The organism is Embleya sp. AB8, from assembly GCF_049739465.1.
Classification (GTDB): Bacteria; Actinomycetota; Actinomycetes; order Streptomycetales; family Streptomycetaceae; genus Embleya.
Genome location: NZ_JBMHHY010000005.1, coordinates 236,822 through 252,007, shown reverse-complemented (window position 1 = coordinate 252,007; position 15,186 = coordinate 236,822). Strand labels below are relative to the sequence as shown.

Annotated in this window: 11 protein-coding genes; 6 read left to right on the top strand and 5 right to left on the bottom strand. The window is 74.6% G+C overall.

All coding sequences use genetic code 11. The annotated features are described in order from the left end of the window. The first annotated feature begins 352 nt into the window (after positions 1 to 352). The 5 genes from ABIA38_RS09470 (at position 353) to ABIA38_RS09450 (ending at position 6,453) form a co-directional block, all read left to right on the top strand. Positions 353 to 2,914: an ABC transporter permease gene (locus ABIA38_RS09470; protein ID WP_424638044.1), complete on the top strand. Its 2,562-nt coding sequence runs from the start codon at positions 353 to 355 to the stop codon at positions 2,912 to 2,914. Between the two features lie 54 nt (positions 2,915 to 2,968). Continuing rightward, positions 2,969 to 3,670, top strand: coding sequence for a hypothetical protein (locus tag ABIA38_RS09465; protein WP_424638043.1), 702 nt, complete (start codon positions 2,969 to 2,971; stop codon positions 3,668 to 3,670). A 205-nt stretch (positions 3,671 to 3,875) separates the two neighbouring features. After that, positions 3,876 to 4,466: a hypothetical protein gene (locus ABIA38_RS09460; RefSeq protein WP_424638042.1), complete on the top strand. Its 591-nt coding sequence runs from the start codon at positions 3,876 to 3,878 to the stop codon at positions 4,464 to 4,466. A 164-nt stretch (positions 4,467 to 4,630) separates the two neighbouring features. After that, a complete protein-coding gene (locus ABIA38_RS09455; protein WP_424638041.1) occupies positions 4,631 to 5,776 on the top strand; it encodes a sensor histidine kinase in 1,146 nt (381 codons plus the stop codon). After that, a complete protein-coding gene (locus tag ABIA38_RS09450) occupies positions 5,773 to 6,453 on the top strand; it encodes a response regulator (protein WP_424638040.1) in 681 nt (226 codons plus the stop codon). The genes ABIA38_RS09455 and ABIA38_RS09450 overlap by 4 nt, the downstream gene beginning before the upstream one ends. A 19-nt stretch (positions 6,454 to 6,472) precedes the next feature. On the opposite strand, the gene ABIA38_RS09445 is transcribed toward ABIA38_RS09450, so the two are convergent. From ABIA38_RS09445 to ABIA38_RS09430, 4 genes are all read right to left on the bottom strand, one after another. Next, positions 6,473 to 7,672 (bottom strand): type III PLP-dependent enzyme, encoded by a 1,200-nt coding sequence (locus ABIA38_RS09445; RefSeq protein ID WP_424638039.1) that lies wholly within the window; start codon positions 7,670 to 7,672, stop codon positions 6,473 to 6,475. Positions 7,673 to 7,802: 130 nt separating this feature from the next. Next, positions 7,803 to 9,530, bottom strand: coding sequence for an IucA/IucC family protein (locus tag ABIA38_RS09440; protein ID WP_424638038.1), 1,728 nt, complete (start codon positions 9,528 to 9,530; stop codon positions 7,803 to 7,805). Between the two features lie 52 nt (positions 9,531 to 9,582). Further along, positions 9,583 to 10,998, bottom strand: coding sequence for an IucA/IucC family protein (locus tag ABIA38_RS09435; protein ID WP_424638037.1), 1,416 nt, complete (start codon positions 10,996 to 10,998; stop codon positions 9,583 to 9,585). Positions 10,999 to 11,888: 890 nt separating this feature from the next. Further along, entirely contained in the window at positions 11,889 to 13,097 is a 1,209-nt protein-coding gene (locus ABIA38_RS09430; protein ID WP_424638036.1) for an ATP-grasp domain-containing protein, read from the bottom strand. Between the two features lie 279 nt (positions 13,098 to 13,376). On the opposite strand from ABIA38_RS09430, the gene ABIA38_RS09425 reads away from it, so the two are divergent. Continuing rightward, positions 13,377 to 14,198: a siderophore-interacting protein gene (locus ABIA38_RS09425; protein ID WP_424638035.1), complete on the top strand. Its 822-nt coding sequence runs from the start codon at positions 13,377 to 13,379 to the stop codon at positions 14,196 to 14,198. 45 nt (positions 14,199 to 14,243) lie between these two features. Here ABIA38_RS09425 and ABIA38_RS09420 read toward each other — a convergent pair whose 3' ends face one another. Further along, the gene (locus tag ABIA38_RS09420; RefSeq protein ID WP_424638034.1) at positions 14,244 to 15,167 is read right to left on the bottom strand and encodes a LysR family transcriptional regulator; all 924 of its coding nucleotides are present in this window, start codon (positions 15,165 to 15,167) and stop codon (positions 14,244 to 14,246) included. Between the last annotated feature and the right edge of the window lie 19 nt (positions 15,168 to 15,186).

Sequence of the window (15,186 nt, the reverse complement as noted above, 5' to 3'; positions counted from 1 at the left end):
AGCAGCGGGGCCGAGTCACGACCCGGTCTCCTTCGGTTGCCCCCTCGCGGGCACACGTCCGCCCGGAGACCGACCCGGCCGCGTAGGTCCCGCGACCGATGCCGGTGGTGGCATCGGGCCCGCCGACCCGGTGTCTCCCGGGGGTCCCGAGCCGGACGCGGCGCAGGGGGCGGCGGCGGGAGTGTTGCGGCGCCGGGACCGCGTCGACGTGGTCCGCTTCGAGTTTCGAGTAGGGACGCCATGAACCACCGCACGCCGCCGCCCATCCCGGGCGCTCCGAGCCACCACGATCCGGTCGGCCGCCGCCCGGCCGCGCGGACCCGCCGACGTTCCACCGGGCGGGGTTGACCGCATGTTCCGGACAACCCTGCGCGGCTTCCTGGCGCAGCGCGGTCGGCTGCTGCTTTCCGGGCTCGCGGTACTGCTCTCGGTGGCGTTCGTGGCGGGCACCCTGGTCCTCGCCGACACCGTCACCCGGGCCGCGGCGGAGCTGTCGGCGGACACCGCCGCCGATGTGACCGTGGGTGCCCCGGAGCCGGACACCGAGGCCGGGTTGCGCTCGGCCGCGCCCGGCGGGCCGCCGACGTTGCCGGCCGGGGTGCCGGCCGCGGTACGGCGGGTGCCGGGGGTGGCCGCCGCGTACCCGGCGATCGAGGTACACAACGTGGCCGTGGTCGCGCACGGCGATCGGCGGGTCGAGGGCGCGGCCGGGGGACAGACCGTGGCCGGGAACTGGCGTCCCGAGCCGGGCTCCCCGGTCCGGCTGACCTCGGGCCGCGAGCCGCACGGGCCCGGTGAGGTGGTGTTGGACGCGGGTTCGTTGCGCCGAGCCCACCTCGGGCTCGGTGATCGGGTGCGGATCGTCGCGGTGCCCGGCGGCTTCGAGGCGGTGATCGTGGGTGTCGCCACGTTCCGCACCATCGATCCCGGCCGGCCGGCGGTCTTCCTGGACACCGCCGCCGCGCAGACCCGACTCCTCGGCGTGCCGGACGCGTTGACCTCGGTCCGGGTGGCCGCGGCGGCGGGCGTCTCCGACGCCGAGTTGGCCCGGCGGATCCAGGGCGCCCTGGGCCTGGGCGACCGTGCGCAGGTGCGGACCCGAGCCCAGTCGGCCGCGGCGGAGGCGGGCGAGTTGGGCTCCGGCGTCGACTTCGTCCGCAGCACGATGCTCGGCTTCGCCGGGGTGTCCCTGCTCGTGGCCGGGTTCCTGATCGTGAACACGTTCTCGATGCTGGTGGCCCGGCGCACCCGGGAGTTGGGACTGCTGCGGGCGCTCGGCGCCAGTCGTGGCCAGGTGCGCCGCTCGGTCCAGCTGGAGGCGCTGTTCCTGGCCACGATCGGCTCGACGCTCGGGCTGGCCGCCGGCATCGGGGTGGCCGCGCTGCTGCGCGAGGTGATCGGCGGCGCGGGAGTCGGCCTGGCGAACGCGCCGTTGGCGATCACCGCCCGCACGCCGATCGCCGCCTACCTGGTCGGTGTCCTCGGCACGCTCGTGGCCGCCGCCGTGCCGGCCGCCCGGGCGAGCCGCGTGTCACCGATGGCCGCGCTGCGCGAGGCCGCCGTCCCCCCGGCCCGGCGTCCGGCCCGGCGGCGTACCGTGCTCGGCGCCGGGATCGGCGTGGCCGGCGTCCTGGCCGCACTGGCCGGCGGCCCGCTCGCGATCGTGGGCGTCGTGCTGACCCTGGTCGCGGTCGTCGTGCTCGGCCCGCTCCTGGTCCGCACGGTGCTCCCGGTCGTCTCCCGCATCACCGCCCCGCGCGGCGGCGGCGGCATCGATCGGCTCGCCCGGGAGAACCTGGTCCGTGATCCCCGGCGCACCTCGGCCACCGCCGCCGCACTGGCGATCGGCGTCGCGGTGGTCGCCGCCACGGCCGTGCTCGCGGCGTCCGCGAGCGCGTCGATGGACGCCCGGATCGATCGCACGCTCGGTGCGGACCTCACCATCCAGAGCAGCAAGGGCGACGCCCCGCTGACCGCCGAGGTCACCGAGGCGGTCCGCCGGACGCCGGGGGTGGGCCGGCTGATCCGGCTGCGCGAGGCCCGCGTCGAGCTGATCACCGACGCCGGCCCTCGGCGTGCCTGGGTCCAGGGCGCCGATCCCGACCTGCCCGCCGTACTGCGCCAACGTTCCCCCACCGGCGCGTTGCTCCCCGCACCGCCGCCGGGCACGATCAGCCTGGGCGCCGGCTACGCCGCGAGCCTGCGCCTGGCGGTCGGCAGCCCGGTCCGGCTGCGCGGCCCGGCCGGTGCCGAAGTGTCCGTGACGGTGGGCGCGTTGCGCGCGCCGGACCCGGCCGGGCAGTCGATCGGGCGCCGGGACGCGCCGCTGATCGCACTCGACACATTGGCCGCGATCGCGCCCGGTGCACAGGACGCGATGCTCTTCGTCGACGCCGCGCCGGGCACCGGTCGGGCCGCGCTCAAGGCCGAACTGGCCCGGACCCTGGGGCCGTTCCCGCAGAGCTCGGCCCGGGATCGGGAGGAGTACAAGCACGTGGTCCGGGCCGGCATCGACGGCGTGCTCGACCTGGTCTACGCGCTGCTCGGCCTGGCGATCGTGATCGCCGCCCTCGGCGTGGTCAACACGCTCACCCTCTCCGTGCTCGAACGCACCCGGGAGATCGGCCTGTTGCGCGCGATCGGCACCTCGCGTGGCCGGATCCGCCGGATGATCCGCGCCGAGTCGGTGGCGCTGTCCGCGTACGGCACGCTGCTCGGGCTGCTCCTGGGGGTGGGCTGGGGGGTGGCCGCCCGGCGCGGCCTGGCGGATCAGGGCCTGGAGGTACTGGCCCTGCCCTGGCCGACGTTGGCCGTGATCGCCGCCGGATCCGCGCTGGTCGGCGTCCTCGCGGCGGTGCTGCCGGCCCGGCGCGCGGCCCGGATCCCCGTACTCACCGCGATCGCGGCGCAGTAGCGCGGGAGCGCGGTAGCGCTTCGTGAAACCCGATTCGACGACAAAGGAACTCTCATGCGGCCGAAGCACTTTCCCTCTCGACCCGGCCTGCCCGCAGTCGTCCTCGCGGCCGTCCTGCTCGGCGGATCCGCGTGCGCGGAGCCGGACTCCCCGTCGAGTGCGACCACCCGCCGGGTCCAATACGCCGTCGACGCGCCGGTCGGCCGACTGGTGATCGTCGGGGCGGCGGGTTGGGTGCGGGTGGTCCAGGCCGAGGCCGGGCCGGTCCGGGTCACCGAGATCAAGCACTTCGGGCGCGACGAGCCGAACGCCGAGCATGTCCTGACCGACGACACGCTCACCCTGCGGCACACCGCCCGGGACAGTGCGCAGGTCTCGTACGAGGTGACCGTCCCGCCGGGGCTCGCGGTCCGGGTCGGTACGACGTCGGGCACCATCACGCTCACCGGGTTGTCCGGCGATCTGGATGCGCACACCGGCCACGGCGGCATCCGCGGCGAGCGGTTGACCGCACGTACCGTCGTCGCCAAGGGCGATGCGGACGCGGTCGACCTGTCCTTCGCCGCGCCGCCCGATCGGGTCGACGCGGAGGGGGACAACGCGCGGGTCCTGGTACCGGCCGGGACCGCCTACGCGACGGACGCGAGCAGCGAGCACGGGTCGGTCGAGGTCGATGTGCCCCGCGATCCCGCCGCGCCGCACCGGATACGGGTGCATGCCACGTCCGGCGAGGCGCGCATCCTGCCCGCGCGGTAGTACCGAGCGCGGCACACACTGGCCCGTCGCGGTACCAGGCCCGGGGCGGGCGGATCAACCCGGTTGTCACCGCGTGGGGTGACGTCCATCGGCGGGCGGCTGCCTAGCGTGGAGTGCGCCGGGTGGGGCCGGTCGACCTCGACGGGCTCCCCCGCCGGCGCTGCGACTCCCGCGCGGGAATCGCACGGAGAGACGGGAAGCCGCCATGAGTGTGTTCACGATTTTGGCCGCGATCGCGATCGTGGTCCTGATCCTTCGCCGACAACTCGCCGGCGGACCGCTGCGCGCCAAGCGGGTGGTCCGCCTGCCGCTGATCCTGACCGTGATCGGCGTGGTGCTGCTGGCCAAGGGGCCGCGGCCCGGTCCGGTCGACGTGGGATTCCTCCTGGTCGGCGCGCTGATCGCGGCCGGGCTCGGGGCCGGCCTCGGCGCGATGATGCGACTGGAGTCCCGGGACGGCGCGCTGTGGGGGCGGATGCCGCCGCGCGGCCTGTGGTTGTGGGCCGCGCTGATCCTCTCCCGGGTGGTGCTGAGTGTGGCCGCGCACGGCATGGATGCGCGGGTGGCGAGTTCCGCGACGCCGATCCTGCTGATGCTCGGGATCAACCGGCTTGCCCAGGCCGGCGTGGTGACCCGGCGCGCGCAGGCCGCCGGGGTGCCGTTCGCGGCCGAGCCGGACCACGATCGGCGGGGCGGTGGCCCGAACGCGGTCCCCATCGGCGCCGGGGTGTCCCGGACGGGTCGACGGCGGGCGCGCCGTGCGGAGGCACGGGGTGGCCGCGTCGGCCGGCGATGACCGGGCCCGCCGCCCCCGCCTCGTCGGGCCGGGCCGCACCGGGAACGCCCGGCGACCGGGCCCGCGCGGCGACAACCACCGAGCCGGCCCGGTCGGGCGCCTACCCCAGATCCGCCCGACGCGGCGTACCGCTCGCCCGGCTCCGCGCCCACTACCCTCCCTATGTGCTGCGTACGGCGTCCTGGCTGGTCCGGACCGTCACATTCGTGGTCGTCACCGTCGAGACGTTTCGTCATGGGCGGGCGGGGGCCACGGCGTTCGCCGTGACGGTGCTCGCGTGTGTCCTGGCCGCGCTGGCCATGGGCATCTGGGCGTTGCTCGACGTCCGGGGCGGTCCGGCGCTGAAGCGGTCCTGGCGGCTGGCCGTCCCGCTCGCGGTGATGGCGGGCGGCACCGGCGCCGCGTCCGTGCTGCCGCACGGCGGCCCGTTGCTCGCGCTGACCCTGATCGCCGTTCTCGGCGCGGGCAGCGAATCGAGCCTGAGCGGCGGTTGGGCGGTGGCCGGCACCGCGGTGGTGGGCGGCGAACTCGGCGCGCTGCGCACCGATCAGGACCCGGCGACGATGATCGCCTTTCCGCTGCTCGCGCTCGTCGCACTCCTGGCCGGCCACAGCCGGCGGGCCTGGCGGGTGCAGGCCGAGCAGTCGGCCGCGCTGCTGGCCCGGGCCGAGGAGTTGCGGGTGGAACAGCACCGGGTCGCGGTGCTCGGCGAACGCACCCGGATCGCCCGGGAGATCCACGACGTCCTGGCGCATTCGCTCGGCGCGCTCGGCATCCAGGTCCAGGCCGCCCGCGCGGTGTTGACCGATCACGGCGACATCGACCGCGCGGTGGAGATCCTCACCGTGGCGCAGCGGATGGCCGCCGACGGGCTGGGCGAGACCCGACGGGCGGTACACGCGCTGCGCGCCGACAGCGAGCCACTGGATGTGGCGCTGGCCCGGATGGTCCGGGAGCACGAGCGCGGCCACGGCGGCTCGGCGCGGTTGACCGTGATCGGCGAGGTCGGCCCGCTGCCCCCGGAGTCGACCCTGGCTCTGGTGCGCACCGCGCAGGAGTCGCTGACCAACGCGGCCAAGCACGCGCCCGGGCGGAGCGTGCGGCTGACCCTGACCTCCGAGGATCGGTACCTGACCTTGACCGTCGACAATCCGCTCGGCGTGCGCGCCGAGGGCAGCGCCGGATTCGCCACCGTGGACGGTGGTTACGGCCTCACCGGGATGCGCGAACGCCTGCTGCTGCTCGGCGGCACGCTCGATACGGGGGTGCGGGACGGCCGGTGGACGGTCGTCGCGCGGGTGCCGCGATGACCGGCGACCCGGGGCGGCCGTTGCGGGTGGTGGTCGCCGACGATCAGGCCGCCGTCCGGGAGGGCCTGGTACTGCTCCTCGACCTGTTGCCGGACATCGAGGTGGTCGGCTCCGCCGCCGACGGCCGCCAGGCCATCGAGCAGGTCGCCCGGCACCACCCGGACGCGATCCTGCTCGACCTGCGGATGCCGGTCCTGGACGGCGTGGAGACCACCCGTCGACTGGTCGCGGAGCACCCGGAGGTGGCGATCGTGGTGCTCACCACGTACGCCGACGACACTTCGGTGCTCGCCACGCTGCGCGCGGGCGCCCGGGCCTATCTGACCAAGGACGCCGATCGGCTGCATGTCGCCCGTACCCTGCACAGCGCCGTCGCCGGGCTCACCGTGCTCGACCCGCGCGTACACGCCACGCTGCTCGCGGCGGCGGCCGATCCGCCGGTCGAGCCGGCCGGCGAGCCGGGGGTGCTGCCGGACGGGCTGACCCCGCGCGAGGCGGAGATCCTCACCCTGATCGCCTGCGGGCTGACCAACTCCGAGATCGCCCGGACCCTGTTCCTGAGCGCCAACACGGTCAAGACGCACATCAACCACGTCTTCGCCAAGACCGGCTCCCGCGATCGGGTGGCGGCGGCGACCTACGCCCGCGACCACGCCCGTGAACTCGGCCTCGATTGACGGAAGTTGCCGGCGCCCGTCACAGATGGTGAAACGTCGGGTGCGGATGCATCAGGAAGTCGTGGTGCGAGATGTTCCATGCGTACGCCCCGGCCATCGCGAAGGCGATCCGGTCGCCGACCCGCAGCCCGGTGACCGGTCGGCGGCGGGCGAACACGTCCTTGGGCGTGCACAGTTGGCCGGTCAGGGTGACCTCGCCGGCCGGCAGCGTCGGGCGCGGCCAGGGGTGCGGCCACGAGTGCGGGCCCGGTACGACGGTGAACGGCTGGTCGTGGCCCTTGGTCGCCGGGGTGCGCAGGTGGTGGGTGCCGCCGCGGAGCACGGCGAACGCCTCGCCGCGGCTGTACTTGAGGTCCAGTACGTCGGTGGCATACCAACCGCAGTAGGCGGTCAGCGCCCGGCCCGGTTCGATCCGCAGGGTCGTATCCGGGTGTTCGGCCAGGATCCGGCCCAGGCCCGCGCCCAGCCGGCGCCAGTCGAAGCGGGCGGTGGGGTCCGCGTAGTCCACCGCCATCCCGCCGCCGAGGTTCACCTCCGGGAGCGCGATCCGCTGGCGCTCGGCGAGCGCCCGGGTCCAGGCGACGATCCGGGCGGCGAGCGCGACCAGGGTGTCCGCGTCCAGCCCGCCGGCCAGGTGGGCGTGGATCCCGCGCAGCCGGACCCGGCCCGCGTCCGGGCCGCGCAGGAAGTGCAGACAGGACGCCACGTCGTCCGGATCCAGGCCGAACGGGGATGAAGCGCCGCCCATGGTCAGCGCGGCGCCGCGCAGCAACTCGGGATCCAGGGGCAGGTTGACCCGCAGCAGGATCTCCACATCCCGATCGGGCGCCGCGTGCCGGTCGGCGAGGGCGATCAGCCGCCGCAGCTCATGCCGACTCTCCACGTGCAGCCGACCGACCCCGGCCCGCAACGCGGCAACCAACTCCGCATCGGTCTTCCCCGGCCCGCCGAACGCCACCGGTAGGTTGGGCAAATGCGCCCGGACATGGGCGAGTTCCCCGCCCGAGGCCACCTCGACGCCGGACAGGTCGGCGGCCGGCGCGGCCAGGATCTCGGGCGCGGGATTGGCCTTCGCCGCGTAGTACACCTCGATCCGCGCGGGCAACGCGGCCCGGACGGCGGCGATGTGCTTCCGGAGTCCGGCCACGTCGTAGAGGTAGGCGGGCAGTTGCTCGGCGGGCAACTCGGCGACCCGGGTTCGGATGGCGGTCGGGATCATCGGGCGCTCCGGGCGGCGGTACGGCCGGGCCCGACGGGCGCGGTGTGGTCGGTGGTGGGGCGATCCGGCACGTGGGCGGGCATTCGCTCGGCGGCGCGACGAGCGACGCCGGCTCGGGCCGGGCGCGGGGTCATCGGACGCTCCGGGCGGGGGTACGGGCCGCGCCGGTGGGGTTCGGCGGAGCGAACGGCGAGGGGATGTGCAGGTATTCCGCCTCGCGGTCGGCGCGACGCGCCCAGCGGGCCAGGAGGTTGGCCTTGGCGGGTAGTGGTGCGCCCGCCAACAGGGCACGCAGCGGCGGGGGTTCGCCGTGCGCGGCGGAGCAGTCGGCCAGCACCGCGCGGACCCGCGCCCAGCCGCGGGCCTCCAGGTGCGGGTACGGGTCGGTGAGCGCCGCGAGCATCTCGGCGATGTTGTTGACCAACAGGCAGTAGGCCGCCCGATCCCAACCGCGACGTGCGTCGTAGGTCATCGGGCCGGCCACGGAGGCGGGCAGTGCGGCCAGGGTGGCCGCGTGCGGGCCGGCGAGCAGCTTGGTTCCCTCCATGTCGCGGATCAGCACCTGGCGCGGCCGACCCGCGTCGTCCACGGCGACCAGGACGTTCTGCAGGTGCGGCTCCAGCACCACACCGTGCTCGAAGTAGGCGGCCGGCACCGGCGGTACGAGCAGCCGCAGGTAGTCGTCCCACCAGCGCAGCGCCGCCGCCGGCCCGGCCGCCGCCGACAGCCGGGACACGTGCGCGGATCCGACCGCGTACTCGGCGGCCACCGCGCCGGCCAGCAGTGGTGTCGTCCCCGGCCGTACCCGCGCCGCCAGTCCGTCTCGGACGATCACCCCGAATCCCTCCAGGAGTTCGGGCGCCAGAGTCGGCGAAACACTGCGGTAGGCCGGTTCGCCGAGCAACCCGAAGTCGGGGAATCGAGCCGGCGGCCGAGCGCGCACCGGAGCCAGCGCGCGGGTCAGCGCCACCGCCCCGGACAGCTCGTACGCGGCGTTCCTGCGCACACAGTTGGTGATCCGCACATTCAGGCCGAACTTCAGGAACACACCCGCGCCGAAGAGTGTGCGTACCGACGCGGTCGGGGTGAACTCCGGCCCGCCCACGCCCAGATCGAGCACGTCGCCCCGGGCCGACGCGGCGCGCAGACTCGGGTGGCCGGCCAGGAGTCGATACTGCCACGGGCGCACCGGGAGCAGCGTGTATCCGGCCGGTGCCGCGCCGAGCCGGTCGAGCACGGCGGTGTCCTCGGCGGACAGCCGTTCCTGGGCGACCAGTTCGGTACGCACCGCCAACCGCCGCAGCAAGAACGCGGCCCGGGCCTCCGGTGCGTAGGCCGCCCAGGTCGCCGGATCGGCGCCGCGGGCCTTGGGCGTGGGATGGAAGCGGTGCCCGAACAGCAGCGCCTGCTCCGACTCGAGGTAGCGCGACGCGGGCGGCGCGGCCCGGCGACCGAGGCCCGCGACCACCCCGGCGTGGCTCGCGGCGACCTGGTCGAGGAACTCGTCGTTGCCCACCCCGGTCCGCAGGCCCAGTTCGGCGTGGATCCGCTCGGCCAGCTCGGCCCAGGTCAAGGTGCGCCAGGCGCCCCCGCGCAGTTCGGCCACCGGTCCGGTGAAGCGGTGGTCGCCGAGCAGGGTGTTGCGCCGGACGCGGACCCGCAGTTCGGTGCCGGAGTGGGCCAGGGACAGTCGCAGCCGGCCACCGTCGGGCTCGACCGCGGTCCGCCGTTCCGGGCCGCAGACCTCCCGGTTCAGGCAGTTGAGCAGCGTGTGGGCGACCGCGTCCCCGGCCGAGGGCAGCGCGGCGGGTGGGGTCGGCGGGGTCGTGGTCCGGGGTTGGGCCGACGGCAGCGGCATGGGCGACTCCAGTGGTTCGAGGTGGTGCAGGGGCGCGGCGGGGACCGGGCCGTCAGCGCGAATCGGCATCCCATCGCAGGTAGTTCGGCCCGGTCGTGTAGTACTTGTTGATGTCCGCCGCGCCGGATCGGGCCTTGTCCAGCAGCGTCCCGGCGGTGACCATCGCCTTCACCGGCAGCCGATCCGCCGCCGGCACCCGGCGCCGCAGCCACGGATCCGCCAACTCGTCCAGCCGATCCCGCACCAGTCGCAGCAGCCGCTCGCGTTCGGCGGGCGGCAGGGCGAACGCGATTGCGCCGACGCACAGATGCACGGTGATCGTCACGAACAGATCGGCGAGCGGGCCGTCGTCCGGGCTGTAGGTGCGCGCGTCGGCGAATCCGGCGGGTCCGAGTGGACATCGGGCCGGGTTGACCCGCGGGCCGTCGTTGTCCTTGAACAGCAGGCGCGGCGCACGGTCCTCGGCCAGCACCAGCGAGACGTTCTGCGGATGCGATTCGAGCGCGACGCCGTAGCGGAACAGCGTGGTCTGCCAGTCCAGCAACAGCGTGAGGTAGGCATCGAGCAGCGCGAATCGATCGCCGCCGTAAAAACGTTCGGCGACCCGGTCGAGGACCGGCGTGCCGGCCGCCGCGCGGGCGAGCAGCGCGGCGGCCGGGAGCACGAGCGCCGCGTCCAGCCCGGCCGGATAGCGCCGCACCAGCGTGCCGAGCAACTCGTCGTCGGCATGCAGTGTGGTCTGCTCGTCGGCGAGCAACACCCGCTCTCGAAATCGTGGTTCGCGGGCGATCAGCTCGGCGAGCAACCGTTGCCCGGCGGCGCCGTCGACGAGCGTGCCGGGTTTGATGGTGCGTCGGTTGAGCCGGCCGAGCGTGGCGATCGGCAGCGGAAGCTTGAGATGAACGGCGGGATCACGCGCGACCACGACGGTACGCATCGACAACGTCGGACGCACGTCCAGGTACGGCCGGTCGGTGCGCACGACCGCGGATGGGAGTCGATCGAAGGTCAACGGGTGTACGGGCAGGGCGAGATGGCTGCGCTCGAGGCGGGGCCGGCCGAGCTCGGTGGGGGTGGGCCACCAGGCGGGCAACGTCCCGGTACGGGTGGTCGCGTCACCCGGCAACAGCGCCCAACGCAGCCGGAAACTCGGATGGTACTCGGGCGCGTACCGCCGCAGCGCTTCCGCGTCCAGACCGGAACGGGCCCGCGCGGTCGGGTGGATGGGATGATCGACGTGCGCGGCCAAGGTATCCAACGCCGCAGCCGACCCGAGCCCGATCCACCCGCTGGGGTCCGGCCCGTAGCGCGCGGCAAGCCCGTCTCGCACGGCGGGCCCGGCATCCGCCAACAGCCGATTGGCCCGACCCGCCTGCCGACACTCCTCGGCAAAATGCTCGAAGCCGACCCGATCGCGCGGATCCGCCACCGCACACAACGCCGCCAGGACCGCATCGGTGCCGGTCAACCACGCACCGTCGGCGCACCCGAGCAGAAACGGCGCGCGAGCCGCGTACTCGCACTGAAACCCGTCGACACGCACCGGCAACAACCACCGGCCGGCTCCCGCTGCCAACCGCAACCACGTACCATCCGACCACTCAACCGGCACGGCCGTGGTCCGCAACCCCAAAACATCCTCACGCAACACGGTATCCAGCACCCGACACAACAGCTCGCCATCAACCGGGTCGACCGTGCCGGGGGCGGCGGGCGCGGCGGGGGCGGCCGGGGTGGCGGGCTCGGCGGGGGCGGCCGGGCTGACGGGGGCGGCGGGCTCGACAGGCGCGGTGGGCGCGGCAAGCACGGGGAACGCAGCGGGCGCAGCCGGCGCGGGGAGCGCGGGGAGCGGGATGCGCGTGGCAGACGCGGCCGGTGGGCGCGCGGCAGGCACAGCAAGCACGGCCGGCACGGGGAGCACGGCGGGCTCGGCAGGCACCGGGAGCGCAGCGGACGGAGCGGGCACGGGGAGCACGGCGGACTCGGCAGGCACCGGGAGCGCAGCGGGCGCGGGGAGCGCAGCAGGCGCGGGAAGCGGGATGCGCATGGCAGGCGCAGCCGGTGGGACGCGCGCGGCGGACGGAGCGGGCGCGGGGAGCGCGGCGGCCACAGTAGGCACAGCAGGCACGGCCGGCGCGGGTAGCGCAGGTAGCGGGATGCGCATGGCAGGCGCAGCCGGTGGGACGTGTGCGGCGGGCGCGGCAGGCACAGCGGGCGCGCCAGGCGCAACCGGCACAGCGAGCGCGGCAGGCGCGGCAGGCGCGGCAGGCACAGCAGGCACAGCCGCCGCAGGCGCCTGTGCCGACGCCGCGTCGTCGGCGTCTGGCGCCGATATCGGTACGTCGCCCGTGGCCCCCCTCACGGCGTGATGCTCCAGCTTCGCCCGGTCAGGAAGTCCTCGGCCGTGCGGTCCACCGCCGCCCGGTTCGGGCCGATCGTGCGCAGTACGCCGAGGTAGTCCCGGTTGGAGTGGTGCAGTTCGTGTCGTTCGCCGAGCGTGCGCAGTGGGTGGTAGTCGGCCCGGATCCCGCCGGGGAGGGTGGTGTCCTCGCGACTCGGGGCCGCGCTGAGCGTGCCCGCCCGGTCCGCGCACGGGTAGTCGAGGCGCGCATGCCGGTCGTTTCGTGCGCCGAGGTCGACCGGCAGGTCCGTGCCGAGGTGGACGCGCAGGATGTGCTCGAAGAGCGGGATGCCCAGGACGTCCGCGAGCAGCAGGTCGCACTGGTCGCCGATGGCCCGGTAGTTGACCTCGACCAGCCGCACTCGCCCATCGTGGACCACGAACTCCGTGTGGCACGCGCCGAATCCCACGCCCAACGCGACGAGTCGGTCCAGCACGGCGGCCACGATCGCGGCCGGCGGCTCGGCGACCAGGTCGAGGCGCAGCTCCACGAAGTGCGGCGGCGGCGACAGCCGAGTGTGGAACCCGCCCAGGACCCGCACGCCGTGCCGATCGCCGAGCGTCTCCAGGGTGTACAGCTCGCCCGGCAGGAACTCCTCGACCAGCAACGCCGCTTCCCCCCGGCGGGCCCGGATCTCCCGGCAGCGTGTGACCAGTTCCGAATCGTCCGCGACCAGCACCACGTCCTCCCCCGCGACCCCCTCTCGCGGTTTGACCACGCACGGGTACGGCGGTTCGAGGGCGAGCAGTTCCTTGGGCTCCCGGCCGGGCGCCAGTTCGGCGGCCCATACCGTCTCGATGCCGGCGGCGGCCAATCGGCGGCGCATCCGGGCCTTGTTCCTGGTCCGCAGCGCGGCCCGCCAGTCCTTGCCGGGCAGGTCGAACCAGTCGGCGGCCAGGGCCGCCTGCACCTGGAGATGGTCGCTGTTGGTGAACACCGCGTCGGGTCGCGGCGCCCGGTCGACAAAATCCACCACCGCGCGGAAGTCGCGTACCTCGCACTCCGCCACCCGCACCGCCGGAAACGGCGCGGCAACCGCGCGATGGCCCGCCGCGTGGGCCGGTTCGGTGAGCACCGTGACGTCCACGCCCATCCGCTGCGCGGCCGGCAGGAAGCCGTCGGTCACCGAGTCGGTGGGGTTGAGCGCGAGCAGGTACAGCCGCATGCGTGATCCGTCTCCCTCGGACGCGCCGCCCCGGACCTGCCTCGACCCGGACCCGAGACAACTTAGGGTAGCCATACCTGGTGGCCAAATCCGGCCCGACGCAGAGCCGTTCGGGTGGGTCGCGCGGCTCGTCGGTGATCCCGAACGGGCTTCGGTTAGGTTAACCTAACCTGGACATCGTCCCGTGTCGGCCCAGGCCGACCGTGTCCGAGAGGACGAGTTCCCATCAGCACCGAACGTGAACGCCGTGCGCAGCTGTACCGGCCCTTCCAACTCACCGTGGTCCGCAACACGCCGATCACCCGCAACGCCACCCGGATCACCCTGACCGGCCCGCGCCTGGCGGATTTCGTGCCGGGCGGACCCGATCAGCGGGTCAAGCTGTTCGTCCCGCGCGAGGGCCGACCGGCCGCCCGGATCACCCGGGACGAGCTGACCTGGCGCGAGGCGTGGGCCCGGATCCCCGAGGCCGATCGCCCCTATCAGCGCACCTACACCGTGCGGGCGCAGCGCCGGAATCCGGTCGAGATCGACATCGACTTCGCGCTGCACGCGCCCGGCGGCCCGGCCTCGCGCTGGGCCCGCACGGCCCGCGCCGGCGATGCCATCGAGCTGCTCGGGCCGACCGCCGTGCGCAACGGCGGCTACAGCTTCGAACCGCCCGCCGGGCGGCGGTTGTTGCTGGTCGGGGACCATGCCGCGTTGCCCGCGATCGGCTCCATCGTCGAGTCGCTGCCGGCCGACGCGCGTGGCCATGTGTTCGTCGAGGTGACCACCGAGGCGGATCGGCAGGAGCTGGCCGCACCGCCGGGGATGCGGGTGAACTGGCTGCACCGGGGCGATGCGCCGGCCGGCGAGAATCGCCTGCTCGACGCGGTCCGCGCGGTCCGGCCGCCGACCGAGCACGGCTATGCCTGGCTGGCCGGCGAGGCCGGCCGGGTCCGGGCGCTGCGGCGCCACCTCGCCGAGGAACGCGGCATGGACCGGCGCGCCATCGCGTTCATGGGCTACTGGCGGGTCGGCCACACCGAGGAGACCGCGCACACCGAGATCGCGCATCCCGAGCCCACCCCGCCCCGCACGGCGGCCCTCGCCCACTGAGCAGGCGGCCGACCGCCCGAACGCACCCCGACCGACCACCCCTGCTCACGCCGCGTGCCCGGCCGCCCGATCCACCAGCACCCGGTGCGCGGCCACCCGAGCCACCACCAGTTCCACGCCGGGCCGGAACTGGCCGCCGGGGCGGGTGATCGCGAACATCCGCCGCTCGACCTCGATGCCCGGCATCGCCACATGCCGCACGCCCGGCCGGATCGGCGCGAACGAGGGCACCACCGCAACGCCCAGATCGGCCGCGACGAAGTCCAGGATCAGATCCAGGCTGTCCGCGCGGTGTGCGATCCGGGGCCGGAAGCCGGCGATCCCGCACAGCCGGGACACCAGTTCGCCGTCCTGGTCGCCGCGCGAGTTGACCACCCACGGCAGCGCCTCCAGCGCACGCAACTCGCGGGGCACATCGATCCGTTCGGGCACCGCACCGCGCCCGGCCGGGACGGCGAGGACCAGCGGAGTGCGGCACATCATCCGCACCGCCGCGCCGTCGTCGCGAAAGCGCTGGAACAGGCTGTAGTCGTAGCCGAAGCCCAGGTCCACCCGGTCGTGCGCGAGCAGTTCGAGCACCTCGGCCGGCTCCCGCTCCTGGAGCTCGAGCCGCAGATCCGGATGGGAAAGCGCCAACTCCCCCGCCACCGGCAGCAGATCGGCCGAGATCGCGGCGGCGTACGCGGCCACCTTGAGCAGGCCGCTCGGCTCGCCGTCGGCGCTCAACACCGCCCGGGCCGCCTCCTCGGCGGCCAGGATGTCCACCGCCTGCTCGGCGAACCGGCGCCCGGCGCAGGTCAACCGGACCGTACGGCCGGTGCGCTCGACCAGTTCGGCGCCGGTCTCCCGCTCCAACGCGGCGATCTGCTGGGAGATGGCCGAGGTGCCGTATCCGGTCGCCTCGGCCACGGCACGCATGGTGCCCAGTCGATCGAGTTCGACCAGGGTACGCAGCAGACGGGTCTCCATCCGCCCATCATCCGCGCCG

Bases quoted from the DNA above. Each gene is read 5' to 3' on its own strand.
- ABIA38_RS09470 (WP_424638044.1), top strand. From the start codon at position 353: ATGTTCCGGACAACCCTGCGCGGCTTCCTGGCGCAGCGCGGTCGGCTG.
- ABIA38_RS09465 (WP_424638043.1), top strand. From the start codon at position 2,969: ATGCGGCCGAAGCACTTTCCCTCTCGACCCGGCCTGCCCGCAGTCGTC.
- ABIA38_RS09460 (WP_424638042.1), top strand. From the start codon at position 3,876: ATGAGTGTGTTCACGATTTTGGCCGCGATCGCGATCGTGGTCCTGATC.
- ABIA38_RS09450 (WP_424638040.1), top strand. From the start codon at position 5,773: ATGACCGGCGACCCGGGGCGGCCGTTGCGGGTGGTGGTCGCCGACGAT.
- ABIA38_RS09445 (WP_424638039.1), bottom strand. From the start codon at position 7,672: ATGATCCCGACCGCCATCCGAACCCGGGTCGCCGAGTTGCCCGCCGAG.
- ABIA38_RS09440 (WP_424638038.1), bottom strand. From the start codon at position 9,530: ATGCCGCTGCCGTCGGCCCAACCCCGGACCACGACCCCGCCGACCCCA.
- ABIA38_RS09430 (WP_424638036.1), bottom strand. From the start codon at position 13,097: ATGCGGCTGTACCTGCTCGCGCTCAACCCCACCGACTCGGTGACCGAC.
- ABIA38_RS09420 (WP_424638034.1), bottom strand. From the start codon at position 15,167: ATGGAGACCCGTCTGCTGCGTACCCTGGTCGAACTCGATCGACTGGGC.